Annotated in this window: 21 protein-coding genes; 12 read left to right on the top strand and 9 right to left on the bottom strand. The window is 39.8% G+C overall.

Going from position 1 to position 24,901, the window contains the following annotated elements:
- Positions 1–115: 115 nt before the first annotated feature.
- Positions 116–2,884, top strand: coding sequence for an ATP-binding protein (locus L3V38_RS12275; protein ID WP_237119589.1), 2,769 nt, complete (start codon positions 116–118; stop codon positions 2,882–2,884).
- Positions 2,885–2,917: 33 nt separating this feature from the next.
- On the opposite strand, the gene L3V38_RS12280 is transcribed toward L3V38_RS12275, so the two are convergent.
- Together L3V38_RS12280 and mutY are read right to left on the bottom strand one after the other, a co-directional pair.
- A complete protein-coding gene (locus L3V38_RS12280; protein WP_237119590.1) occupies positions 2,918–3,190 on the bottom strand; it encodes an oxidative damage protection protein in 273 nt (90 codons plus the stop codon).
- 15 nt (positions 3,191–3,205) lie between these two features.
- Positions 3,206–4,285, bottom strand: coding sequence for an A/G-specific adenine glycosylase (gene mutY, locus L3V38_RS12285; protein WP_130151085.1), 1,080 nt, complete (start codon positions 4,283–4,285; stop codon positions 3,206–3,208).
- A gap of 145 nt (positions 4,286–4,430) precedes the next feature.
- Between mutY and trmB the strand changes: the two genes are divergently transcribed.
- The 5 genes from trmB to arcA all read left to right on the top strand — a co-directional run bounded on the left by trmB (position 4,431) and on the right by arcA (position 9,287).
- A complete protein-coding gene (gene trmB / locus L3V38_RS12290) occupies positions 4,431–5,156 on the top strand; it encodes a tRNA (guanosine(46)-N7)-methyltransferase TrmB (protein WP_237119591.1) in 726 nt (241 codons plus the stop codon).
- 17 nt (positions 5,157–5,173) lie between these two features.
- Positions 5,174–6,202, top strand: a complete 1,029-nt coding sequence (locus tag L3V38_RS12295) for a methyltransferase (protein WP_130151083.1) — start codon at positions 5,174–5,176, stop codon at positions 6,200–6,202.
- Between the two features lie 122 nt (positions 6,203–6,324).
- Positions 6,325–7,950: an ATP-binding protein gene (locus L3V38_RS12300; protein ID WP_237119592.1), complete on the top strand. Its 1,626-nt coding sequence runs from the start codon at positions 6,325–6,327 to the stop codon at positions 7,948–7,950.
- Complete coding sequence (locus tag L3V38_RS12305) at positions 7,947–8,465, top strand: YfiR family protein (protein ID WP_130151081.1); 519 nt, start codon at positions 7,947–7,949, stop codon at positions 8,463–8,465. The genes L3V38_RS12300 and L3V38_RS12305 overlap by 4 nt, the downstream gene beginning before the upstream one ends.
- 105 nt (positions 8,466–8,570) lie before the next feature.
- Positions 8,571–9,287, top strand: a complete 717-nt coding sequence (gene arcA / locus L3V38_RS12310) for a two-component system response regulator ArcA (protein WP_062570337.1) — start codon at positions 8,571–8,573, stop codon at positions 9,285–9,287.
- 6 nt (positions 9,288–9,293) lie between these two features.
- Here the strand turns inward: arcA and arcB are convergent, their stop codons facing one another.
- Positions 9,294–11,621 (bottom strand): aerobic respiration two-component sensor histidine kinase ArcB, encoded by a 2,328-nt coding sequence (arcB, locus tag L3V38_RS12315; RefSeq protein ID WP_130151080.1) that lies wholly within the window; start codon positions 11,619–11,621, stop codon positions 9,294–9,296.
- 174 nt (positions 11,622–11,795) lie between these two features.
- Between arcB and folE2 the strand changes: the two genes are divergently transcribed.
- The 4 genes from folE2 to ampE all read left to right on the top strand — a co-directional run bounded on the left by folE2 (position 11,796) and on the right by ampE (position 15,174).
- Entirely contained in the window at positions 11,796–12,716 is a 921-nt protein-coding gene (gene folE2 / locus L3V38_RS12320) for a GTP cyclohydrolase FolE2 (RefSeq protein ID WP_237119593.1), read from the top strand.
- Positions 12,717–12,793: 77 nt separating this feature from the next.
- Entirely contained in the window at positions 12,794–13,387 is a 594-nt protein-coding gene (locus L3V38_RS12325; RefSeq protein ID WP_130151078.1) for a DUF2726 domain-containing protein, read from the top strand.
- 124 nt (positions 13,388–13,511) lie between these two features.
- Positions 13,512–14,219 carry a 5'-methylthioadenosine/S-adenosylhomocysteine nucleosidase gene (mtnN, locus tag L3V38_RS12330; RefSeq protein ID WP_237119594.1) on the top strand — a complete coding sequence of 236 codons (708 nt, stop codon included), beginning with the start codon at positions 13,512–13,514 and terminating at the stop codon, positions 14,217–14,219.
- A gap of 1 nt (position 14,220) precedes the next feature.
- Entirely contained in the window at positions 14,221–15,174 is a 954-nt protein-coding gene (ampE, locus tag L3V38_RS12335; RefSeq protein ID WP_237119595.1) for a regulatory signaling modulator protein AmpE, read from the top strand.
- 53 nt (positions 15,175–15,227) lie between these two features.
- On the opposite strand, the gene tyrS is transcribed toward ampE, so the two are convergent.
- Positions 15,228–16,427: a tyrosine--tRNA ligase gene (gene tyrS / locus L3V38_RS12340; protein ID WP_237119596.1), complete on the bottom strand. Its 1,200-nt coding sequence runs from the start codon at positions 16,425–16,427 to the stop codon at positions 15,228–15,230.
- Between the two features lie 398 nt (positions 16,428–16,825).
- Here tyrS and L3V38_RS12345 point away from each other — a divergent pair, with 398 nt between their 5' ends.
- Complete coding sequence (locus tag L3V38_RS12345; RefSeq protein WP_237119597.1) at positions 16,826–18,142, top strand: peptidoglycan DD-metalloendopeptidase family protein; 1,317 nt, start codon at positions 16,826–16,828, stop codon at positions 18,140–18,142.
- A 100-nt stretch (positions 18,143–18,242) separates the two neighbouring features.
- Here the strand turns inward: L3V38_RS12345 and hrpB are convergent, their stop codons facing one another.
- Positions 18,243–20,663 (bottom strand): ATP-dependent helicase HrpB, encoded by a 2,421-nt coding sequence (hrpB, locus tag L3V38_RS12350; protein WP_237119665.1) that lies wholly within the window; start codon positions 20,661–20,663, stop codon positions 18,243–18,245.
- A gap of 241 nt (positions 20,664–20,904) precedes the next feature.
- Between hrpB and L3V38_RS12355 the strand changes: the two genes are divergently transcribed.
- Positions 20,905–21,102 carry a CsbD family protein gene (locus L3V38_RS12355; RefSeq protein WP_062570328.1) on the top strand — a complete coding sequence of 66 codons (198 nt, stop codon included), beginning with the start codon at positions 20,905–20,907 and terminating at the stop codon, positions 21,100–21,102.
- Between the two features lie 41 nt (positions 21,103–21,143).
- On the opposite strand, the gene L3V38_RS12360 is transcribed toward L3V38_RS12355, so the two are convergent.
- From L3V38_RS12360 to L3V38_RS20270, 4 genes are all read right to left on the bottom strand, one after another.
- On the bottom strand, positions 21,144–22,286 hold the full coding sequence (locus L3V38_RS12360) for a lipase family protein (RefSeq protein ID WP_237119598.1): 1,143 nt from the start codon (positions 22,284–22,286) through the stop codon (positions 21,144–21,146).
- Between the two features lie 21 nt (positions 22,287–22,307).
- A complete protein-coding gene (locus L3V38_RS12365; protein WP_237119599.1) occupies positions 22,308–22,844 on the bottom strand; it encodes a DUF6795 domain-containing protein in 537 nt (178 codons plus the stop codon).
- Between the two features lie 275 nt (positions 22,845–23,119).
- Entirely contained in the window at positions 23,120–23,662 is a 543-nt protein-coding gene (locus tag L3V38_RS12370) for a DUF6795 domain-containing protein (protein WP_237119600.1), read from the bottom strand.
- 163 nt (positions 23,663–23,825) lie between these two features.
- Positions 23,826–24,866, bottom strand: coding sequence for a GGDEF domain-containing protein (locus L3V38_RS20270; RefSeq protein ID WP_237119601.1), 1,041 nt, complete (start codon positions 24,864–24,866; stop codon positions 23,826–23,828).
- Positions 24,867–24,901: the final 35 nt, after the last annotated feature.

The following is a 24,901-nucleotide window of genomic DNA, read 5'->3' on the forward strand; positions in this document are numbered from 1 at the left end:
CGATTATTACTTTGGTTAAGGAAAAACGTGGTGAATTTTTCTTCGTTGATGGTAGGATTGTGTTAATCAATCAAGTAACTACTTCTTACTGCTGTAAAATTGTTGGATAAAAGCCATGTCGAGTAAATCAACATCTCCTGTAAAAGGGCTATTACCGTTATTTATTATAACAAACCTTGTTATTACACTTTTTGCGGTTGTAGCTTACTCTTTTTACCCAACAAAGGATTCTAAAACTCAAGTTACATACCCAAGCCTAAATGCTGCGCAAGTAGTGGAACAATTATCACCCCCCTTAGTAAGTGCACTCACAATGCCGGGCCAAGATAAGGTCAAAGAAGTACTGGATCTTAGCCTTTTACTCAATGCTGGGTTTGATTACTACTTATATAGGTACGAGGTGAATGGTGATGTGTCTTTGGTATTTGCAAACAATAAAGAAGAACTCATCGCTGTAACGAAAGTAAATCAGCAATTAGAACAAGCCAGCATAATTCACAAAGTGCTTGAATTTAACGACCAACCCGTTGGCGAGTTAATCGTAAAGCAGCATTCACAAGAACAGCCAATTGTTGAATCAGCTATAATGTCATATGTATTAGCTGCTGTCGCTCTGATTGCACTTATTTTTCTGTCTGTATTATTAAATGTGTATATTAATAAACGTTTTATGAAAAGTAGTGAACTACTTAGCGATGAACTATTAGCTATTACAGAAAACCAAAATTACCACACTCATGTTACTGAAACCCTTGACTTTGGTTTAGATATTGTAGCTAAAAACATTAACCATTTACTTAGTAAAGTTCAGTCTGCAATTACTGAAAATAAAGCAGCACAACAAGATCTACAAAAACTACAAAGTAGCCTTGAAACTGAAGTACAAAACAGAACACTGGCACTTGAACAAGCAACATTAAAAGCAGAGCAAGCCAACGAAACTAAAACAACCTTCTTAGCAACAATGAGTCACGAAATAAGAACACCAATGAATGGGGTGATTGGGACTATTGATTTACTGCGTCAAACAGAGCTCGATGGTGCACAACATAGACTTAGTACAATAATTCGTGACTCTGCCTTTTCCTTGCTTGGCATTTTAGACGACATTCTCGACTTCTCTAAAATCGAAGCTGGAAAACTCAATATCGATAACATTCCTTTTTCGGTCTCAGATACTATCGAAGAAGTAGCCCGTGTGCTGTCTTCTGTCGCTAAAAAGCGTAACTTAGATCTTGAACTTGCCATAGCACCCGATATTCCGACCAACTTAATTGGCGATACAGTCCGCGTACGCCAAGTGCTTTATAACCTATGTAGTAACGCGATTAAATTTACAACCACAGACGATAACCGAAAAGGTCATGTAAAAATATCTGTCGAAGTCGCGCAAAACACAACCGATCATTACACCTTGCGTTTTAGCGTTTCCGACAACGGTAAAGGCATGACCAAGACACAGCTTCGTGAAATATTTAACCCATTTATTCAAGCCGAAAGCTCTATTACACGCGAGTATGGAGGCACAGGTCTTGGGCTTTCGATCTGTAAGAGCCTTACCGAGTTGATGCTAGGTACGATTACTGTAAACAGTGATTTGGGGATCGGTAGTGAATTTATCGTTGAGCTGCCGTTTAGCACGCAAGGAAAAGTTAACTTTGCTCACAAACAGGTGATGAAAAACCAGCGAGTGGTTGTTGTAACCCAGCACGAAAGCAGACAAAGCTTATTAACTCGTTATCTTTCATTTATGGGCGCTACGACAATCATTGCCAATAGCAATGAAAAAATAGAAGCAGAGCAAGATAAAAAAGACATAATTTGGATTCTCGATGGCATCGAAAGCATGGAGGATATTAACTACATACTACGCCGTTTGCTTTACACCTTAGAAGACAACCATCAACAAGTGATTGTATTAAGTAAGCTAGATGAAGCCGCAGTTAATCATAAAAATATTTTTTATTTAAATGCAGCACCACTATGTAAGTCTAACTTTATGGTGTCGTTATTAGTTGCTGCAGGCCTTCATCAGCCAAAACAAATTTCCTCTGCAAAAACACTCAATAACTATTTGAGCGTGGATCAAGCCCGTGAAGAAAATAAATTAATCCTTTTGGTTGAAGACAATGTTCTGAATCAGCAAGTGCTGACAGATCAATTACATTTATTAGGTTATGGTGTCGAGCTGGCCGAAAACGGTGAGCAAGGATTAGAAATGTGGCGTGAAAACCACTACTCGATCATTTTGACCGACTTACACATGCCAAAAATGTCAGGCTATGACATGGTTGAAAAAATTCGCAGCGAAGCCTCTTTGCTTCCTGACATCAACGCCCAACCCTATATTGTTGCTATTACCGCTAATGCACTGAAAGGGGAAAAAGAACGTTGTTTAAGTATTGGCATGAACGACTACATTACAAAACCTGTCGAACTCAACGTACTTGAGGCAACATTGCTAAAGTGGTCGCATAAAGTCGACCCAGAGCGTACTCCTCTTGAAATAAAACAACCTGCCATGCCAATTGATATGAGCATGCTTGGTAAATACATAAATAACGATGAAGCTAAAAAACTGCGTTTCTTTAAAATGTACCTTGAACAAAGTAATCAACTAACTAAAGAGGTAAATGCAGGGGTGATCGATCATGATTTAGAAACCATCATTTCGTCATGCCATCAATTAAAGTCAATTTCCAAAACAATTGGGGCAATGAAAATTGCCGAACTTGCAGCAGCATTTGAACAACGCTGTAAAGAAGAAGAGCTAACAAGTGACGATCTAATTGAGCTGCGCGACGAGTTCGAAATCGAATACTCTAAAGTAGCACAGTTCTTAAAAGAACAAATCAAAAAAGCCGACCAAGAAAGTGAAAATTAAAAAGGGCCAATCGGCCCTTTTTAATTTCTGTGCTTATTTTTCAGGTGGACGATAACCTTCAATTTCAACGTCTTTACCTTCAAATAAAAAGCCAACCATCTGCTCTTCTAAAAAAGTGCGATGTTCTGGGTTCATCATGTTTAGATGCTTTTCGTTGATCAACATCGTTTGTTTGTGTTGCCATTGGCCCCACGCTTCTTTACTGATGTTGTTGAAAATCTTTTCACCAAGCTCACCTGGATATAGTTGGAAGCCTAAGCCTTCAGCTTCTTTTTGTAACTTTTGACAAAATACTGTGCGTGCCATAATTGCTCTCTACTCTTATTGCGTGATGTTATTGTAATCTATTGCTCGTAATTGTTTAACCAGCTTTTTCGTAGGGGCTGCAAGGCCGACTTCAACAGACTCATCAAGCGGATACCAAACCAATTGACGCTCATTAATAAGATCTGGAATGCTTGGCAATGATAAAACATGTGGATTAATGGTCAGCTCAAAATGCGAAAACACATGAGTAAACGCTTCAAGTTCCTGTGTATTAGCCGTTAAACCATGCTGGGCTAAAAATGTTTCTAGCTCGCTTAACTCACTAAACTCGAAAAAGCCAAATAAGCCTCCCCAAATTCCTGAGTTAGGCCGTTTTTCCATAAGTACTTTATCGTCACAGGCTAAAATAAGCTGATGACATGACTTTTTCGGTACAGCCTTTTTAGGCTTTGAATGCGGAAACTCTTTAACTTTACCTTCATTAAAAGCAAGGCACTTACTGTTTAAAGGACAAGGCTCACAGTCAAACTTGCTACGTGAACACAGACTTGCCCCTAAATCCATCATTGCTTGATTAAACTCGGTAACCGACTCTTTAGGCGTTAATTGTGATGATAATGACCACAGTTGGTTTTCAACTTTTTTAACTCCATACCAGCCTTCGATCATAAAAAAGCGCGCGAGTACACGTTTAACGTTACCGTCCAAAATTGGGTGATGCTGACCAAGCGATAACGATAAGATAGCCCCCGCTGTTGAGCGACCAATACCAGGCAAATCCATTACTTCTTCAAGCGTGGTTGGAAACTCACCTTGGTATTTATCACGGACTATTTTTGCCGTTTTATGTAAGTTACGTGCGCGAGCATAATAACCAAGGCCAGTCCAGTGATGCAGCACTTGATCTTCATCGGCATCGGCCAGTGCAATAATATCAGGAAAGCTCTGCATGAACTTTTCAAAATACGGAATGACAGTGACGACCTGAGTTTGCTGAAGCATAACCTCAGAGATCCACACTTTATAAGGGGTTTTATTTAACTGCCATGGAAGAGTTTTACGGCCGTGAAGGTGATACCAGTCAACCACTTGGCTAGCGAACCAAGTTGACTCCTTATTGCTTAAATTCAAAATAACATCTTTACTTGCTGAAGCTCATTGCGGCTCAGTCTATTGCAGTTAGTTAGGCCAAGCAAGCTAAAAGCTTGTACTCAAGGCGCAGGTCAGGGATAATACGCAACCTTTTTCTATAGTCAGTGTTTTTATCAGGCCAAAATATATGAGTGACTCAAGTAACCCAAACCTCGAGCAAGCAAAGCAAGAGGGTAAATATATCCGCACAATTCGTAGTTTCGTTAAGCGCGAAGGTCGCCTAACAAAAGGCCAAGCAGCCGCCATCGAAAAGTGTTGGCCAACAATGGGCCTTGAGCACAAAAATGGCATGCTCGACTTTAAAGATGTCTTTGGTAACGATAATGACGTCGTACTAGAAATCGGCTTTGGTATGGGTAAGTCACTGGTTGAAATGGCTAAAAACGCTCCAGAGCTTAACTTCATCGGTATTGAAGTACACCGTCCAGGTGTTGGCGCTTGTTTAATGGATGCCGACGAAGCCGGAGTTACTAATTTACGCGTATTCGAGCACGATGCGGTTGAAGTATTGGCCGATTGTATCGCTGATGAAAGCTTAGCTAAGTTGCAGCTATTCTTCCCTGATCCATGGCACAAAAAACGTCACCACAAGCGTCGTATCGTACAGGCTGAATTTGCACAAAAATTACGTAGCAAATTAAAAATTGGTGGTGTTTTTCACATGGCAACTGACTGGGAAAACTATGCTGAACATATGCTTGAAGTAATGCAAGTTGCTGAAGGTTACAAAAACCAATCAGACACGAATGATTATGTTCCTCGCCCAGATTCTCGTCCATTGACGAAATTTGAGCAACGCGGTCACCGTTTAGGTCACGGCGTGTGGGATCTAATGTTTGAGCGTACAAAGTAATATAAGGTAAAAGCAGCATGAGCAAGTTAACCAACCCAAGTTTATTATTGCTTCGAAATGAAGACGAGCTTGTTGGAAAGTCCATTTTAGTGGTTAACTTCGAGCAAGATGGCTTTTTACGCGAACTTACAGCGCTAAACCCTGACGCCAAAATTACTGCGTTCAGTTATAATCACGCTAATGCCATGTATGCCAGCAAAATTGCCGGTGTACATGCCGTGGTTGATCACACTATTCCTAATGGTAACTATGATTTAGTTATCTACTATTATCCAAAGGCGAAGCCTGAAGCACTAATGTGCCTTGATAACATTCGTGCTGTATGTCACCAAGATGCCCAGTTGTTTGTGGTAGGTGAAAATAAAAGCGGCGTTAAATCAGCAGAAAAGCAATTAAAAGACTACTCTGGCTTTAGTAACAAAATCGACAGTGCCAAACACTGCATTTTGTATCTATTTTCTGAGCTTACGCTAAACAATAGCTTTGATATCAGCCGGTATCACAAACAATTTCAAGTCAAAACAAACGATCTAGAATTTACAGCTATTAGCGTGCCTGGGGTATTTAACCACGGTGCACTTGATGTGGGTACAGCAGTACTTCTTAATAATGCGCCTCATATTAACACGGGTAAAGTGCTCGACTTTGCGTGTGGTGCAGGTGTTATTGCTACTTACTTAGGACTCAAGCAGCCTGAACTTGAATTTGTGTGTAGCGATGTAAGTGCGCTGGCAACTTATGCCACTGAGCAAACGCTTGCGCTAAATAACCTCAAAGGTGAAGCTTTATTAAGTGATGGCCTTGAAAATATTAGTGGCAAATTTGATTTAATCATCAGCAACCCGCCATTCCATACAGGTATCGCCACAGATTACAGTATTGCCGAAGCATTTTTAGCTAATGCTAAACAACACCTAACCAAGCAAGGTTCATTAACGATTGTTGCTAATAGCTTTTTAAAATACCCGCCCATCCTCGAGGCGCAGTTTGCTAGTTTCAACACAGATTTTAAGAATACCAAATTTGCCGTTTACTCTGCTAAGTAGCAAAAATGCCTAATAGCCTATTCCGTGACTAAATATTTTTCCTAATATTTAGTTACTTTCTATTGTCTTTGCTAGACTAAACAGTTACTAATAATATAAAAAAGATTGGCTTAATAAGGCATATGTCAATATTCAAAAGACAAACAAGTATTCGTAAAGCATTGACTAATGCCGTTATGTTAGTCACAGCATTATGCTTGTCATTGTCGATCTCAATTTCGACTTACCTTGATGTTAAAGAACAAAAAAGCCTTATTATTGATAAAATAACGATCCTCTCGAAGATTGTCTCTTATAATGCCCAAGTGACTGTGTTATTTGACGATAATGACACAGAAACTGAACGCTTAAAGTCATTTGAGTCTGTTCCATTAATCAAAAATATTCATATTTACTCTATTGATGAGTTATCTAACGAGCCCGTCTTCTTTAGTAGCTTTAATGCCAGCAAAACGCCGCCAGTGCCCATTAAAGTCGGCAGCATAAATGAACTATTAGAGCCTCATATAAAAGATAAGGTCATTGAGCTTATCACCCCCATCGTTTACGAAGGCAACACCATAGGCTACGTGTATGTTCGAGGTGGGTTAGACAGATTAAACCAATACATCAACAGAAAAATCATTATTGATATTTTTCTGATACTTTTTGTCTTAGTGTTGGTGTACTTTGTCGCGCGCCAGATTCAAAGACGTATTGCTAACCCAATCGACGAGCTCAGTGTGTTACTGCAAGATGTGTCAAAGAACCATAATTACGAAACACGGGCGAAAAAGACAAATATCGATGAAATAAATCAACTTGCTGCTAGCTTAAATATCATGCTTGCGCGCACACAAAAGCAAATTGAACGTCATGAAAAAGATAAGCAAGAAATAAAGCAGCTCAACCAAAGCCTCGAAGAAAAAGTTAACCAACGAACAATAGCCCTACGCGAGGCAAATCAAGAGCTTCTTAATACCCTAGAAAGAATGCACCAGTATCAAAACCAAATTGTTGAAAATGAAAAAATGGCTTCGCTTGGGCAAATGGTTGCGGGTGTTGCCCATGAGGTAAATACCCCTATTGGACTAGGTATAACCGGTTCCACCCTATTACGCGATAAACTTGCAGAAATTTGTACACAGTTTGAACAAAAAACCTTAACCTCAACTCACTTAAAGCGTTTTATTGACGATGGCATTGAAAACCTCGATCTCATTTATCGAAACCTGAATCGAGCAGCAGAACTTGTTTCAAGCTTTAAAAAGGTCGCAGTGAATCAAGATAGTGAGAGTACCTCACAAGTTAATCTTAATAACTTATTAAGTGATGTGGTGCTTTCTATGCGTTCAGAAATACAGTACCGCAACCCTAACATAACAATAAACTGTGACAAAGACCTGAATATAGAAACCAAATCAGGGCCCTTACAGCAAGTTTTACAGCAACTCCTAAGTAACTCTGTGATTCACGCATTTAATGATGATAAAGACAACGAAATCACCTTTAACGTACAAAAGAATGAATCAAACTTCACTATTCATTATTTTGATAATGGTATCGGTGTTGAAAAGTCAGTAAAAAAACGTATTTTCGATCCATTTGTTACCACTAAGCGTGGTGAAGGTGGCAGTGGGTTAGGCATGCATTTAGTTTACAATTTAGTCACTCAAGCGCTTGGTGGCAGTATTGTGTATGACGAGTTAGCGCAAGATGGGGCACACTTCATTATCACCTTACCAATGAATGAAGGTGGAATACGATGAGAAGTATTGTTTTTATATTGCTGCTGTTTTCATCGTGGTCGGTTTTTGCTAAATCTCCAGATCAAGTTAAATCTGCTTTTTTGTTTCAGATTGCAAAGTTTGTCGAGTTTACCCACGATGACATAACCCGCCCTATTTCATTTTGTTTTTATGACTTAGAGTACGGACCAGGTGCGTTCCTAAAAGATAGAAATGAACTGCAAATTAACAAAAAACCAATCAAGGTTATTTTAGTGAAAAAAAGTCAGCAAATTTCTGAACTTTCTCAGGTTTGTGATATCACATACGTTGATGAAACATTAGAAAATGATATACTTCCACTTTGGACCGATACAATTTCATTGGATACTTTAACCATAGGTGAAAGTATCAGTTTTTTAGAAAACGGCGGTATAGCCTCTCTGGTTCAAGAAGGAAATAAAATCCGACTGTATATCAATAAGCAGCACGTATTGCAGCAAAACTTTAAAGTGCAATCTCGATTGTTAGCTATGGCTAAGTTTTATCCAAATTGATTTTACTTGTTAACAATTGGATCTAATCCTATAATCTCTAGTATTCGGTTTTGCTTGGTAATACCGAATTTTTGTAAATAAAATTTCCGAAAAGGTTAATATACAATGCAAACGCCAGTCATTCTGATCGTAGAGGATGAAGACGTAACTCGACTAAACCTCGTTAGTTTATTTGAAGCTGAAGGTTACAAAGTTATTGAAGCCATTGATGGCGATGATATGCATGACAAGCTTACAAATAATGATGATGTGAACCTTGTAGTTATGGACATCAATCTGCCAGGTAAAAACGGGCTAATTTTAGCACGTGAGCTACGCCAAAAACGCAACGTTGGTCTAATTTTCTTAACTGGTCGTGACAACGACGTTGACCGCATCTTAGGTCTTGAGATTGGTGCTGATGATTACATCACAAAACCATTCAACCCACGCGAATTAACAATTCGTGCGCGTAACCTTATTACACGTACAGCGCTTGGTGGTGAAGAAACAAACCTTGAAACAAATGGTGTGATTACATTTAACGGTTGGGAACTTGATGAAAACAGCCGTTGTTTAACATCGCCAAGTGGTGATGCTAAACGTTTACCTAAAGGTGAATACCGTGCACTGCGTCTAATGCTTGACTCTCCTGGTCGTATCTTCAGCCGTGAGCAACTTATTAAGCACATGACAGGTCGTGAGCTGCGTGCTAATGACCGTACTGTAGACGTTACTATTCGTCGTATCAGAAAACACTTTGAAAGCGATAACAGCACATCTGAGCTTATTAGCACCATCCATGGTGAAGGCTATCGCTTCATTGGTAAAATCGACAGCTAATTAGAATTAACTTTCTAACTGTTGTAAAAATGATTGGAGGGCGTCACGCCCTTCATTTATTTTAGCTGCTAAAACATCCAGCCACTGTTGTAACTCTTCACTACTTTGTTCAAGCGCGCCGTGCTCCATCTTCTTCGCGTGTAACTGCACATCATTTAAGCCCACAGAGCCAGCCGCACCTTTTAGTTTATGGGCAACAGACTTATACTCTTCTCTATCATCTGATGCCAAAGCATCTGCAAGCTCTGTTTGATACTGCGGGTTCAACTTATTGAATAACTCACAGCTACGATTAAAGATAACTAAACCCATTGAACCAACAAAGTCCTCAATGGTTTCTATATCGAGAAGCTCAACGCGAATACCCGATAAGTCTTTTTTAGTCACGGCTTTGATTGGCTCAGGCTGACAGTTTTGTTGCTGCTTAATATCAAATAGCTCACCGAGCATTTTATCAAGTTTAGTGGTGTTGATAGGCTTAGCGAGTGCCCCTTGAATGTTAATCCCTGCAAGCTCTTCTTCAGCACTACGAACGTTTGCAGTCAACGCGACTATAGGCAGGCCATCAAAATGTTCATCCTCACGGATTTGGCGAGCTACTTCGTCACCATTAATGTCTGGTAACTGCATATCAAGTAACACGAGATCTAAATCATCTTCGGTATAAACGAACGACAATGCATCTTCACCGGTTTCCGCCCAAATAACCTCATGCCCTCGTTGCTCAAGTAAGTTAGTGGCAATTTCAGCATTAAGAGGAACATCCTCAACCAATAAAATATTTAAACTACGCACAGCATAGCTTTTCTCTGTCGGTGCAATACAAAGCTTAAGCGGTATTTCCACAACAAATACACTTCCCTCGCCCTCTGTACTACTCACGTGAATTTCCCCTTTCATTGCAGTTACAAGTGCTTTCGTTACCGCTAGCCCAATGCCAGAGCCAATTGCATTGGTACCATTCACATCTGGTGCTTTATAATACATATCAAAAATACGATGTAGTTGCTCTCGTGGGATCCCTTGCCCAGTATCAGTGACTCGCATAACAAGCCAAGGACCATCAGGGCGGTTTTCACGGCGGCACTCAAGCTCAACATGACCTTGCTGAGTAAACTTCACAGCGTTATTAATTAAATTCCAAACAACCTGGCGTAAGCGAGTTGGGTCGAGCGACGCATAAACATCCAGCGTGCCTTTACGTTTAATATTAAACTCAAGCCCTTTTTGCTCAGCAATAAGGCCTGCAAAATTCACTACATCGTTGATAAAGTCAGCGACATTCACAGAGTCCGTGACAATATCTAATTGCTCACGATCAATTTTGTCTAAGTCAATAATATCATTAAAGATATTGCCAAGCGTTTCGGCACTAGAAAAAACTGTATTACACCAGCTACGCTGCTGCTTATCGAGCTCAGTATCAAGTAACATACGGGTTAAACCAACGATACCGTTTAAGGGAGTTCTTAGCTCATGACTTAAGGTGGCAATAAATTTCCCTTTATCTTTATATGCCGCTTCAAGTGCTTGAGCAGCCTCTTTACGGCTAGTAATATCACGGCCGAAAGCGAGCAAACCAATGTACTCCCCCTTTTCATTGATAAACGGTAACTTACGCATCTCAAACCAGCGTTTTTCACCATCCACAGGGTATTCAACATCCAAGGTAAGTGCTTGGTGAGTTTGTGCTACCTTTTTATCTGTACACAGCACTTCAGGAAGGTAATCACTAGGGTAGATTTCTTCAACGCTCTTCCCTATTAACTCTTCACTACTTTTACCCATCACTTGTTCAAACATTTTATTACAACCTGCAAAAACACCATTGTTGTCGCGGTAATAAAATAAATCGGGAGAGGAGTCGACGATTGAGCGTAGTAACATCCCTTGCTGTGCCAGCTCTTGCTGTGTTTTTTTACGTTCTGCGATTTCACGCCTTAGCTCTTCAATTGCTCTGTGCTTTGCATGAAAAGCCATTTTACGTTCATCAATCTCTTCATTTAAGCGACTGATATTGTCTTTTAGTGTTTGGTTTAACAGCTTTTCTTGCTTAGTTGCACTATCCAAATAACTGTAAGAGGCTTCTAACTGACGAATTGAGTTTAATAATACAGAAATTAAAAGTGGCGATACGACTGCGGTAAAAAACATCACCGCAAGAACATCAACCAAGGTAACTGTGCCCACAGCCACATAATAAAACATACATGACAGAATTAATGACATGACTAACAATAAGGCATAACAAACTGCGGCAGTTTTAAACTCACCATATTTGGAGATCAAGCTTGAGAGTGTGCGAGCCCACGGACTCAAAGACGAATCAATCATAGATAAAGCTTAGGCACATAATTGAAAAAAAACAGCATAGTTAATTTTACCACTATTCCTTTAGAAATATTCATATTGTGCGATAAACACAGAATTTTTTCATCAACGCCGATTTTTTATATTTTTTCATGTAAACTACCGCGCTTTAATAACTGCAAAGAAATGAGTATAACCATGCAAACCACAATGCCTGACATTGCTGATACAGCACCTGCTTTACAAACTGGTAAATTAGACTGGGTTGGCATGGGTGAAATTGAGCTCCCTTTTATTTTTGAATCTCACAATATTGCCCCTGTAAATGTGATTGCCAAGGCACGTGCTTTTGTAAACTTATACAAAGAAGATGCCAAAGGCATCCATATGTCGCGATTATTTTTGGCGCTTGATACCTTATCGACTGAGCAACACGTTAACCCGCAGACATTAGCACAAGCACTCGATGCTTTTATTACTAGCCATGATGATTTGAGCGACCGTGCACAAATTGAGTTTAAGTTTGAACTGCCGCTGCGTCGAAAATCACTGTTAAGTGGTAAAGTAGGCTGGAAAAACTACCCTATTCATCTTATAGCAAAAATAAACCAAGGCACCTTAAGCTTTGAATTAATGGTTGATGTTACTTACTCATCAACTTGCCCATGCTCTGCTGCACTTGCTCGTCAGTTAATTCAAAATGCCTTTGCTGAAAAATTTACTGACAGTCAACTTGATAAACAAGCTGTCCATGAGTGGCTTGGCAGCACAGAGGGAATAGTAGCAACACCACACTCACAACGTTCGATTGCCAATGTAAAGGTGAAGCTTGATAACAGCATTGAGAGCTTTGATGTTGTTGGTTTAATAGATGCCATTGAAAGCGAACTGAAAACCCCAGTACAAGCAGCCGTAAAACGTGAAGATGAGCAAGAATTTGCTCGCTTAAATGGTCAAAACCTGATGTTTTGTGAAGACGCTGCCCGCAAAATTAAAGCCCTGCTCGAGGCACAAAGCTACGCTGATTATTGGTTGCAAATTAATCACTATGAATCTTTGCATGCGCACGACGCCGTTGCCATTGCGGTAAAAGGTGTTGCTAACGGATATACCGCTTAATTCAGTAACTCCTCACAACTTAGGCACATAAATTGCTAATACAATTCAGTGTCAATTTGTTGTTGTGGAGTTACCAGATGGAATTCGCTTTATTATCAATTTTAGTTTTAGTCGTAGGGGCTTCTGTTGTTGCGTCAAAGTATACAGATGATGGCGGAAACCCATACCCTTTCACTCGTAAACAAAGTGTATTTACACAAGTAGAGAGTGCGTTTTTAAACCTTCTTGAACGTGCAGTAGGCGATCAATATAAGATTGTAAGTCGTGTTAAACTCATCGACTTAATTGACTGCAAACAAGGGCTTTCGCCTAAAGCTAAACGTGCTGCAATTACTAAAGCCAAAAACAAGCAATTAGACTATGTCTTAATTGATAAAGATAAGCTCACCATTGTTGCCGCAGTTGACCTTGTTAATAACACGAACAAGGATGGACACAAAGCGCAGCGTGATTGGTTTGTAAGTGGTGCACTTGAAGCAGCAGGTATTCCACATATCCGCATGAAAGTAAAAGCGGGCTACCAACCTAAAGAAGTGCGTGATGCGATTATGTTTAAACTCGGTAAACCTAGTGCAGCGCCACTAAGACCAACTCGCAACCGCGTAACAAAACCGGCCGTGTTGTCGCCTTCTCAGGCAAAAGCTCACTCAACAGCCTTGGCAGAAATATAGGGTGTCATAATTTTGGCAAAAGCAGACTTTAAGTCTGCTTTTTTGTTTTTACACTTGCTGAATTCTCGAAACTACTTAAGGTTGGGTATATAATCACCCTATTCAACCTAAGGAAACAAATATTATGCATGTTGGTATTATTGGCGCGATGGAGCCAGAAGTAAAAATTTTACGCGAAACCATGGTTAACCCAAGTGTAATGACAAAAGCTGGATTCACATTTTACACAGGTGAGTTAGCAGGTCATACTGTAACACTTGTTCAATCAGGCATTGGTAAGGTTGCTTCTGCAGTTGCTACTACGCTTTTAATTGACAACTTCACTCCAGATTGTGTGATTAACACAGGTTCAGCTGGCGGCTTTGAGGCTTCTCTTAACGTGGGTGATGTCGTTATTTCATCTGAAGTTCGTCACCACGATGTTGATGTAACAGCCTTTGGTTACGAAATTGGCCAAGTACCACAAATGCCAGCAGGTTTTGCTGCACATCCTAAATTAATTGAAGCTGCTGAACAAAGCGTAAGCCAAATCAGCGATGTAAAAACCATGATTGGTCTAATTTGCACAGGCGATTCATTTATGTGTGATCCGGTGCGAATCGATAAAGCACGTGCAGACTTCCCAACCATGCTTGCAGTAGAAATGGAAGGCGCAGCAATTGCTCAAGCCTGTCACTCACTAGACACTCCTTTTGTGGTTATCCGCTCTATGTCTGATATTGCTGGTAAAGAGTCTCCACAATCATTTGAAGAGTACATCGAAACAGCCTCTATTAATTCATCTAAAATGGTTGTTGCTCTACTAGAGAAACTGACGTCGGTGAGTTTATAAGGTGATTGCAAGTTTTGTTCAAACCCATTTGGACATTATTGTATTTTTTATAGCGCTCCTTGCTGAGCGCTTTTTCCCTTTAGTAAGCTGGTATCACCCCAATACACTACTGAGTGTTATTTTTTCTTCACTTGGCGATCGCCTTTACGATCAACATAATCCAAGAAGCTATCAGTATTTATCGTCAATACTTGCATTTACGCTTACAACTTTGCTGATTGTAGTACTGGTCATGTTATTTTTAGAGTTTGCCTTTTATCCTGAGCTGCTCAACGGGCTAATTCTTTACCTATTACTCAATAGCCGTGGACAAGAAAAGAAGACACTTCGAATTGCGCGCTTAGTTAAAAAAAATCAGAAAGCGGCTGCCAGAGAATTACTCGCGGGTTTAGTTGCACGAGATGTATCTCGTCTATCAGCCCCAGGGATTTGCAAAGCATGTATGGAGTCTTTACTGCTACAAAGCGCACGGCAGTATTTTGCCGTAATCTTTTTTTACTTGGTCGGCGGCGCAATAATATGCCTGACTTACCGTTTATTAACCCTTATTCACCAAGCATGGCGCGAAAAACAATTACCTAACAGCCCTTTTTTAATACCTATTGCTAAGCTGTTATTTGTACTTGAATGGATACCTATTCGACTCCTTGCCATTACACTTGCAGCAACAAACGCGAGTAAACAAAGCCTGCATTACATTAAACATTATGGACGCCATTTTTACCAAACCAATACTGGCTGGCTGCTTAGCGTAAGTGCGGCATCACTGGGTGTGCAACTAGGGGGGCCAGCTTTATACAAAGGTGTGCGCTTTAACAAAATGCGTGTGGGTACGGAGCGATTACCCTGTGCAGATGACATTCCTATTCTGATAAGCCGACTAAATCAGGCTAAAGCATTTTGGCTACTATTTATCATCTGTATTGAGATAATCACATTTCTGGCCTTTGCTTAACAAATACAAAAAAACCAGCCGAGGCTGGTTTTTATAATACGTCTAATTAACGCTTAAGCGACGGTGATTTTAGCAAACTTACGTTTACCTACTTGGTAAATTTCAGTACTGCCTTTAGCAACTTCAAGCTTAGTATCTGTTACTTTTTCTTCACCATTTATTTTTACAGCACCTTGTTTGATCATACGCATAGCCTCAGACGTACTTGCAACAAGATTAGCTTCTTTTAGTAAATTAGTGATAAATACAGTGTCTTCAGCAATCGTTACTGTTAATTCTGGGATCTCATCGGGTAAAGCATTTTTTTGGAAACGCTTAATAAAATCTTGATGAGCACCTTCTGCCGCTTCTTCACTGTGGAAACGTGCAATCATTTCTTTCGCAAGCTCAATCTTAATGTCGCGCGGGTTTGCACCGTCAGCAACACGCTGTTTAAGAGCTGCAATTTCTTCGATAGATAATGCACTTAATAAGTCATAGTAGCGCCACATTAGTTCATCGCTAATAGACATTACTTTACCAAACATATCATTAGGCTCATCAGTAATACCAATGTAGTTACCTAATGACTTAGACATTTTCTGAACGCCGTCAGTACCTTCAAGCAGTGGCATCATTAACACTGTTTGCGGTTTTTGACCTTCATCTTTTTGTAGCTCTCGGCCCATTAGTAGGTTGAAACGTTGATCTGTACCACCAAGCTCAACATCTGCTTCTAATGCAACTGAATCCCACCCTTGTACTAGTGGGTATAAAAATTCGTGGATAGCAATTGATTGACCACCGGCATAACGCTTTTTGAAGTCATCACGTTCTAGCATACGTGCTACTGTTTGACGCGCAGCCAGTTTGATCATACCTGCTGCACCTAAGTTTTCCATCCAAGTAGAATTAAATGCAACAGTTGTTTTTGCAGGATCTAGAATCTTAAATACTTGCTCTTTATATGTTTCTGCATTAGCAAGTACATCTTCACGAGTTAACGGCTTACGCGTCACATTTTTACCCGTTGGGTCGCCGATCATGCCGGTAAAGTCACCAATAAGGAAAATAACCTCATGACCTAAGTCTTGAAAGGTTTTCATTTTATTAATTAAAACCGTATGACCTAAATGCAGATCAGGCGCCGTTGGATCGAAACCCGCTTTAATTTTAAGCTTTTTACCAGACTTTAGTTTTTCAACTAATTCGTCTTCAATTAATATCTCTTCTGCACCGCGTTTTATCTCAGCTAGAGCGGTTTGTAAATCCACTGTGTATTACTCCAAAAATTCAGCTTACCGGGCGTGGTGGCCTATCAGGGTTAAAAATAGAGCTAAAAATGATTAAATTTAGCAAGTTAGCTCCAGAAAAACTGCACCAAGAGCAAGCCAACTTAAGTATTTTAAGCATCAGCCTAGTGGAGCAGCGCGCGTGATTGTTCTTTATACCGCGTTATTGCATTTTTATGAAGGTACTTTAGTTAACTAATGCATATTTAGCTTAACATCAGACATATGCTGCAAATTTAACCAAAAAAGATTAACACGCTGAGCAATTCTAGCGTAAAATAGCGCTAGTTTAAATCTACAAAACACTGGTATTTGCTCTATTTTAGGTATATCCTGCAATATTAGTAATTAATTTTCTTGACAGCAGAAAAAGGCACGTTATGGTTCACGTAGTGCATAAACTCCCCAAAAAACACAAACTGCTTATTCTCGGTTTGGTTTCTGCTATTATCGGCTTAGCATTATTACCGTCAGAAAAAGCCACCGCTTCAAAGGATAACAGTGCCGACGCACTTGAAATTGGCAAACGCTACGAATTACAAGTTAAAGTTGATGATAACGAAAAACTAACTGAACTAAATTCAGAGCAAGCAGCTGCTAAATTACCAGAATACGACCTTGTCGATCATCAAGTACGTAACGGCGATAATCTAGCACTTATTTTCAAACGCGCGGGCTTTTCGGCGCAAACATTACATAAACTAATCAACACAAATGCTGAAACGCGTAAATTAACCAAAATTCACCCTGGTGAAATTTTGAGTTTTGCTACAGCTGATGACGGTTCTCTTGCACAGCTTCGTTATGTAATTTCAAAAACCGATACTCTGTACGTTACTTTAAATGATGAAGGTCACTACGACACAGCAATCGATAGTAAAGAAATCGAAACCTTGAGTAAATCGGCCGGTGGCGAAATCAGCAATAGCTTTTGGACCTCAGGTATCGCCGCAGGGTTAAGTGAACGCCAAATAATGAATTTTGCTGACATCTTTGGTTGGGATGTTGACTTTGCAAACGACATTCGTAAAGGCGACCAGTTTGGTCTTATTTACGAAGCGCATTATGTTGATGGCGAGTACATAGGCGACGGCAAAATAATTGCCGCTGAATTTATCAACCAAGGCGAACGCTATTCTGCAATTCGTCATACTGATGGAAACTTCTACACACCTGAAGGCCGTAGTATGAAAAAAGCATTCTTGCGTGCCCCTGTTAACTTTAAATATATAAGCTCAAGCTTCAACCCACGTCGCTTACACCCAGTAACGAAGACTGTAAAGCCGCATAATGGTATTGACTACGCTGCTCGTACGGGGACACCGGTGGTTTCTGCTGGTAATGGTAAAGTGGTTAAAGCTGGCTACAGTAAGTATAACGGTAACTATGTATTTATTAGCCACGGCACTCAATACGTGACTAAATACTTACACTTGAACAAAAAGCTTGTTAAAACAGGTCAAAAAGTAAAACAAGGTCAAAAGATTGGTACCGTTGGTGCAACAGGTCGTGTTACAGGCCCTCATTTACATTATGAGTTTTTAGTAAATGGCGTTCACCGCAATCCTAAAACAGTTAAACTGCCTAAGTCAGAGCCACTACCACGTGATGAGTTAGCTAAGTTTAAACCAATTGCAGACAACTTCTTAGCGCAGCTTGAACGCAATCGTGAGCTACAACTGGCACTTAACAAGTAATCGCTAAAGTTGAATAATTAAAAACCCCAGTAACTAAGTTACTGGGGTTTTGCTTTATAACCACACTGTATCTCTGAACTAACACATAGTGCGAGTTAGATTACATCTTGCTTTTTACTTTGTTAGTTGCCTGACTTAAAGCTGGTTTATCTGGCCAGAAATGTTTGGGGTAACGACCTTTCATCTCTTTCTGTACTTCTTTATAACTAGTTTGCCAGAAATTCTCTAAATCTTGAGTGAGTTGTAGTGGCCGCCTTGCTGGCGACAATAGCTCCATTAGAAGGGGTAACTTGCCCTGTGCAAGCAAGGGTGTGCTAGTCATGCCGTAAACTTCTTGCATGCGTACACTCAGCTTTGCAGGTCCATCTAGCTGGTATGTAATTCTCACATTTGAGCCACTGGGGACGGTTAAACGCAGCGGCAACAACTCATTTAGTAAACTCTGCTGGTGCCAATCAAAACAATTTTTTAAAGCTTCACTGTAATTAAGCTTTTTTAATTGCTCTACGTTTTTTATCTCATCAAGGAAAGGTGCAAGCCACTGATTATTAGTCGTCAATTCGTCACTACTAATAACTGGAAATGACTGCGGCAATAATTTACTCGCTAAGCTCATTCTAATTAGTAATTGCTCACTTTCGCTTTGCTCATTAAATAGTGAAAAGCCTTTTTTGTTGAACAAATTTAGCCATGCTTTAGTGCGCTCGGCCTTATCAAGAGGCAGTTTACTTGGCTGGATTGCTACTGTAATTGCCCCTAGCTTTAGTTCCTCTTGATGAATAAAACGTCCAGATTTTTCATCGTATTCACAGCGGGTTTGCTCTGAAAATAAATGCCCTAGCTGATCTTCAAGTTCATTTGGTAAAAATGCGACTGCCGCAAATATTCGACCCCCTTTGTGGCCGCCCATACTGGCAATAGCGAGATAGTCATCGTTATGCCAAAACTCATCACTTAAGTCGGCCCCCGCGCCATTAGTGAGCAAATAGCCGTTGCCACGCTTTTTCGCTAAGCGATCTGGGAATGCAAAAGCCACCAGCAAAGCAAGGGGCTGCATATTTAGCTCACGCACTGCCTTCAAATTTAAACGTGATAGCCAATAGTTTAATTGTTGCTTAAACAGTGGATGAGGCTTTGTATGCATGCTGTGAAGTGCAAGCTTAAGATCAGCAGGTATACTCACACGACTCTCAAGCAGCGCCACTAAGTATGCAGCGAGTTCATAAATTCCCGGCATACTTGCTTGAAGTTGCTTAGCCTTAATAAGCATATGTGATAAACGAATATCCGCTCCAAAACTAAGCATTTGGCTACCGATTTTTGTTAGTTTTTCATTTTCATCAAGCGCTTCAAGCATTTTTAAAAGTGCTGTTGCGTGTTTAATTTGCTGTGGGCTTGGTGCATCAAGAAGGTTTAGTTCAGTAACAGCTGCGCCCCACTGCTTAGTTTCAAGCAGTAGTTGGCTAATATCACTTGTTAGGATTTCTGGGGCGTCATGGCTGTTACGACGTTCAAACGTTTGCTTACTACCTAGACGATATACCACACCAGCTTCTAAACGCCCTGCACGGCCTGCGCGTTGTACCGCAGAGGAACGAGAGATGCTTTGGGTTACAAGTTCAGTTACCCCAGTTTTTAAGTTGAAGCTGGCTGCACGGCGCTTACCGCTGTCGACAACAATACGGATCCCTTCAATCGTTAAGCTGGTTTCGGCTACATTTGTTGTCAGCACGACTTTTCGCTTACCTTGTTGTGCAGGAGCTATAGCAGCTTGTTGCTCTCCTTTGCTTTGTTCACCAAATAAAGTAAACACTTCGCAATCATCAGCAAGATCGTTCAATGCCTGTTTTACACGTAAAATTTCTCGCTGACCTGGTAAAAACACCAAAGCACTACCAGTTTGCTCATTGAGTGCTTGCTTAATAACCGCAGGTATATCCTCTAACCATCGGCTTTCATCTTTAAGTGGAACATAAATTTCATCAATTGGGTAACTTCGCCCTTCAGATGATATTATTGGGCAGTCAAAAAACTCACTGTACCGTTCACCGTCTAAGGTGGCCGACATGAGTAAGATTTTTAAATCGTCTCTAAGGGCTGCTTGTGTTTCAAGCGCAAAAGCGAGGGCTGTGTCTGCGGCAATCGAGCGTTCATGAAATTCATCAAAAATAAGTAAATCGACACCGGTTAACTCAGGGTCATTTTGTAGCATCCGTGTCAGCATCCCTTCTGTCACAATTTCCAGCTTGGTTGCATTACTAATTTTTGATTCACCCCTAATGCGCAAACCAACACTTTCACCAACGGCCTCATTTTGTAAAGACGCCAAGTATTGAGCAATATTACGTGCAGCCAAACGCCTAGGTTCAAGCATAACAATCCGCTTGAAGTGGCCTGCTTGCATCAGCGTTAATGGCAGCCATGTTGATTTACCTGCCCCTGGTGGTGCTTGCAGCAAAGCCATAGGGTTATTTTGTATCGTTGTTAACAATGATTGGTAAATATCTTGTACGGGCAGCACGTTTCTTTCTCTTACTTTATTTTTAGCTATTGTAACAAAAACAGTCGACGACAATGACTCTCCCTTGCAAGAAAAAGTTACAGGGTTTTATAAATAACTAAGAACAAATTGCAGTAAAAAATAAACGCCTTATAGTTAAAGCTCATTACCTACAATAATTTCAATAACTTAACTGATTAAATTGAATGGCATATCAATTGCTTCTATTAAAGTGAATGTTTAACAAAGTAAGGAGATAATGATGAACAGCGATCGTTTAGAAGGCAATTGGAAAGAGTTAAAAGGTAAAGTGCAACGTAAATGGGGCGACCTTACCAATGATGATTTAGATAGAATCGAAGGTAGCCGTACAGAGCTTGTTGGTAAAATCCAGCAAAAATACGGCAAATCGAAAGAAGAAGCAGAGCGTGAAGTTAATGACTTTGAGAAAAGCCATTAATTTTGCAACCTAACAAAAGCCGCCATCGGCGGCTTTTGTACTTATTTTGTTAGTGCTATTGCTTGGCCTGCAAGAGAAAACACATTTTTAAGCATTAACTTTAAAATATGCCTGATGGATGCATACGTAAATGAGATTGCTTTAAATGGATAGCCGCAAAAAGCCAGCATGTAACCTAAAATCCCCTTCACATCACTCGTATAATTTTTAGAGAGATCGATACTGTCGGTTAATGCTTTAGCAATTTGGTCATAGACGGTAAGCGTATTCGTGTAGTGGTTTTGTATCGCATATAACTTGCCTGTATCACGTAAATATGTGATTAATGCAGCGCCTATTTTTCTTGCCCATCTTGAAGTACGGCTGCACTCTAATCGCTTATCATAATCAAGCCTGACTTCTTCTTGAATCCGTTTTTCCATACCTTTATTGATTGCAGCATAACTTTTAAAATTACTCGCAGTATGTAAGTAGCCTGGCGTCTGGTCTGTCATACTATGGGCTTTTGGAGTAATTGTTGCAGCACCATTTAAAATATATTCTTGCTCCGTATGCATAAATGGCCAGACAGGCACTAAAGGTACGGGGTCAGCGGCATGCACACAGCGATAAATATGGTTATTTGTTGCAGCTTCTGTCTGTATAGCAAAGCTATGATAACCAACTCGTGGAGCACCAAAAGTATAAAGCTTCACATTTGCACCAAAGTGATTTTTTAACCAATTCGCAGCTAAATTAGCCAAAGCACCGCCTAAGCTATGACCCACAACATGTATATTTAGCTTTTTGCTCGCTTTTTTACTAAAAAATTGTTCTAACTGCTTTCTAAATGAGTTAAAAGTGTGATTAAACCCCGCATGCACAGGCTGACTATTGCTACAGGTACTCAAACCACAATTAAGGTCAGTAATCACATCTCGCATTTTTGCCGTGCCGCGTAGTGCTAAGACATAATCACCTTCAAACAGTCCCTTTTTGCCTTTTGCAATGCAACCAAAGTTGGTCGAATGAGTAAAAACGCGTTCAAGAATAGAGCCACTGACACCTTTGATAGAGCCAGCTTCCATTGAAAAAGTATGTTCTAATCGGCCATAATATTCAGTAGACTCTAATGGGGCCCTTTCCAACGTTTCATAGGCCAATGCGGCAAAATCAGCAGCAAAAGCTGGCGTTAATGTTTTCATATTTATTTCCCTATATTAGAATTAATGGTCTTCATCATCAGATTCAATTTCCGATAATCCATAGTATGAGTCTAGATCTATAACTTCAAAGTCTTCATCCCAACGAGCTATACCACCAGCACTTAGTTTATAACCTTCGACTTCATCATTTCTGAAAAAGAAAGATACTTTTTCATCAGATATATCTGCTTTCAAACAACTTAATTTTTTAGCATATTCATGACGATACTTTGTACCTGATAACCTTGATGTCCATAAGATATATTTAGTGCCTTCATAAAAAAGCGTTATAATTTGAGATGTGAAAAGCTCTGCAAATGGCACAGCTGGTTGGTTAGAGCGAATATTGGCTTCTGGAAAAGAAAAGCCGCCTTTGTCATCGGTAAATACATAGTTTTCTACATATTTTCCGTCAGAGAAACAAAGTAGCCTTTCTATTTTTGCGTTAATTAAAGGTTTGCCATTTTCACTAACTTGGCCTTTGACTTCGGGGCATAGGTGTACCTTGTATGCACCAAAATAGTTACCCAACTTCTTAAATGATTCTAAGAGTGACATTAAAAATGAGCCTCAAAACAGGCTGTGAACTTAACGGGAAGAAGATGTTGATGATATTCCTTATCTTGACTCACTATTCACATGCCCTTGTAAATAATGAGCACATAGTACACAACTCAGCGATAAAAAAAAATAGTATCATTGTAAATAATTGTGCCTCAAAACTATGCCAAGCAGATTAGTCTTTAGGTATTTTGCTTTTTAAAACTTGCTTGAAAATTGATATTGAAAGTTATTTAAAGGAAAGAAGTTAACGCTATGACGAGGCTTAAGTGTTATGACTGACACTCTTGATCATCAGATTCAGTATCCGATATACCAAGATAAGAATCTACATCTATAACTTCAAAGTCTTCATCCCAACGCGCTATACTCGCAGCTCGAAATTTATAACCCAGAACTTGATTATTTTTAAAATGAAAAAAGACCTCCTCATCAGATATATCTGCTTTCAAACAACTTAATTTTTTAGCATATTCATGACGATACTTTGTACCTGATAACCTTGATGTCCATAAAATATATTTAGTGCCTTCATGAATAAGCGTTATGATTTGAGATGTGAAAAGCTCTGCAAATGGCACAGCTGGTTGGTTAGAGCGAATATTGGCTTCTGGAAAAGAAAAGCCGCCTTTGTCATCAGTATATACATAGCTTTCTACATATTTTCCGTCAGAGAAACAAAGTAACCTTTCTATTTTTACGTTAATTAAAGGTTCACCATTTTCACTCACTTGGCCTTTAACTTCGGGGCATAGGTGTACCTTGTATGCACCAAAGTAGTTACCTAACTTCTTAAATGATTCTAAGAGTGACATTAAAAGTGAGCCTCAAGACAGGCGGTGAACTTAAGAAGAAGATGTTGATGATATTCCTTATCTTGACTCACTATTCACATGCCCTTGTAAATAATGAGCACATAATACACAAGTTAGTGATAAAAAGTAGCATCAGTAAAAATAATTGAGTCGGCGGGGCTTATTAGGCTGGCTCGTGTTTGGCCAAATCTGGCTCAGCAACTGTTTGGTTTTTACCTTGAGATTTTGCTTTGTATAATCGCTTATCAGCGATATTTAAGCACTGATCAATACTGTCCATATGGGTTCGCTGATACAAACCAATACTTAAACTCACATTGAAGGAATGCTCACCACTTTTAAATGTATTATTTGCTAGGTGTGTGTGTATTTCATCAGCAACGTTTCGTGCGCGAAGTTCATGCCCTTTTGGGATTACAATTAAAAACTCTTCACCACCCCAACGCGAATTAATGTCTTCATCGGTACACACTTTCTTAAAGATATCGGCAATAAAGATAAGCACTTCGTCACCCACTTGGTGACCATAGGTGTCATTCACTTGTTTAAAGTTATCAACATCAATTAAAAGAAACACGGCCCCCTCTTCAAAGCAACGACTTTGCATACACTCTGTCGCATAATGTCGGTTTGATAAATCGGTCATGGCGTCGGTGCGGGCCAGCTTTTTGTTTATTTTAAGTTGCGCTATGAGCTCACGACTATACTTATTTCGGTAATACTCATAGAACGCACCAAGAATGCATAAAATTGAGAAACACAGCATAACTCGTGTAGGAAAGTAATGACTTGGATAACTGTAATAACCCAATTTGTCCGTGTAATAAAAGAGAGTTGAAATCACACAAGCAAGTACGATTAAATCTATCGCTCCGCGCTTTAAGCCACGAATGAAAAAGGTTACAGGCGAGGCAATAAATAACCATAAAGGACCTGTACCATGATTACCGCCAGACACTATCAAAAAGCACATAATCGCATACAAGGTGTAAAGCATCAGTATAGCAATTGTATGGTCACGATTTTTAATAATAAACGGACTGGCAAATACACCCACTGCAACCACTAGCATAGCACTAAGAACGGTGTAGCCATCTAAGTAACTAGTAATAGACATAAAAAAAGAGGTAACAGCCCCAATGAATGCAAATACACGTAAAAACCGTGCTTTATCTTGCTGACTTGCATTGACTGTATCGATCACACTTTTGCCTTGCGTTTATTATTGCTTATTCCTAA

This window comes from Pseudoalteromonas sp. L1 (assembly GCF_021728095.1).
Lineage (GTDB): Bacteria > Pseudomonadota > Gammaproteobacteria > Enterobacterales > Alteromonadaceae > Pseudoalteromonas.

Excerpts from the sequence above, each read along its gene's own strand:
- L3V38_RS12300 (WP_237119592.1), top strand. The coding sequence starts at position 6,325 with ATGTCAATATTCAAAAGACAAACAAGTATTCGTAAAGCATTGACTAAT.
- folE2 (WP_237119593.1), top strand. The coding sequence starts at position 11,796 with ATGCAAACCACAATGCCTGACATTGCTGATACAGCACCTGCTTTACAA.
- L3V38_RS12360 (WP_237119598.1), bottom strand. The coding sequence starts at position 22,286 with ATGAAAACATTAACGCCAGCTTTTGCTGCTGATTTTGCCGCATTGGCC.
- arcB (WP_130151080.1), bottom strand. The coding sequence starts at position 11,621 with ATGATTGATTCGTCTTTGAGTCCGTGGGCTCGCACACTCTCAAGCTTG.
- L3V38_RS12345 (WP_237119597.1), top strand. The coding sequence starts at position 16,826 with ATGGTTCACGTAGTGCATAAACTCCCCAAAAAACACAAACTGCTTATT.
- L3V38_RS12275 (WP_237119589.1), top strand. The coding sequence starts at position 116 with ATGTCGAGTAAATCAACATCTCCTGTAAAAGGGCTATTACCGTTATTT.
- L3V38_RS12365 (WP_237119599.1), bottom strand. The coding sequence starts at position 22,844 with ATGTCACTCTTAGAATCATTTAAGAAGTTGGGTAACTATTTTGGTGCA.
- trmB (WP_237119591.1), top strand. The coding sequence starts at position 4,431 with ATGAGTGACTCAAGTAACCCAAACCTCGAGCAAGCAAAGCAAGAGGGT.
- L3V38_RS12305 (WP_130151081.1), top strand. The coding sequence starts at position 7,947 with ATGAGAAGTATTGTTTTTATATTGCTGCTGTTTTCATCGTGGTCGGTT.
- L3V38_RS12355 (WP_062570328.1), top strand. The coding sequence starts at position 20,905 with ATGAACAGCGATCGTTTAGAAGGCAATTGGAAAGAGTTAAAAGGTAAA.
- L3V38_RS12370 (WP_237119600.1), bottom strand. The coding sequence starts at position 23,662 with ATGTCACTCTTAGAATCATTTAAGAAGTTAGGTAACTACTTTGGTGCA.
- arcA (WP_062570337.1), top strand. The coding sequence starts at position 8,571 with ATGCAAACGCCAGTCATTCTGATCGTAGAGGATGAAGACGTAACTCGA.
- mtnN (WP_237119594.1), top strand. The coding sequence starts at position 13,512 with ATGCATGTTGGTATTATTGGCGCGATGGAGCCAGAAGTAAAAATTTTA.
- L3V38_RS12280 (WP_237119590.1), bottom strand. The coding sequence starts at position 3,190 with ATGGCACGCACAGTATTTTGTCAAAAGTTACAAAAAGAAGCTGAAGGC.
- L3V38_RS12325 (WP_130151078.1), top strand. The coding sequence starts at position 12,794 with ATGGAATTCGCTTTATTATCAATTTTAGTTTTAGTCGTAGGGGCTTCT.
- L3V38_RS12295 (WP_130151083.1), top strand. The coding sequence starts at position 5,174 with ATGAGCAAGTTAACCAACCCAAGTTTATTATTGCTTCGAAATGAAGAC.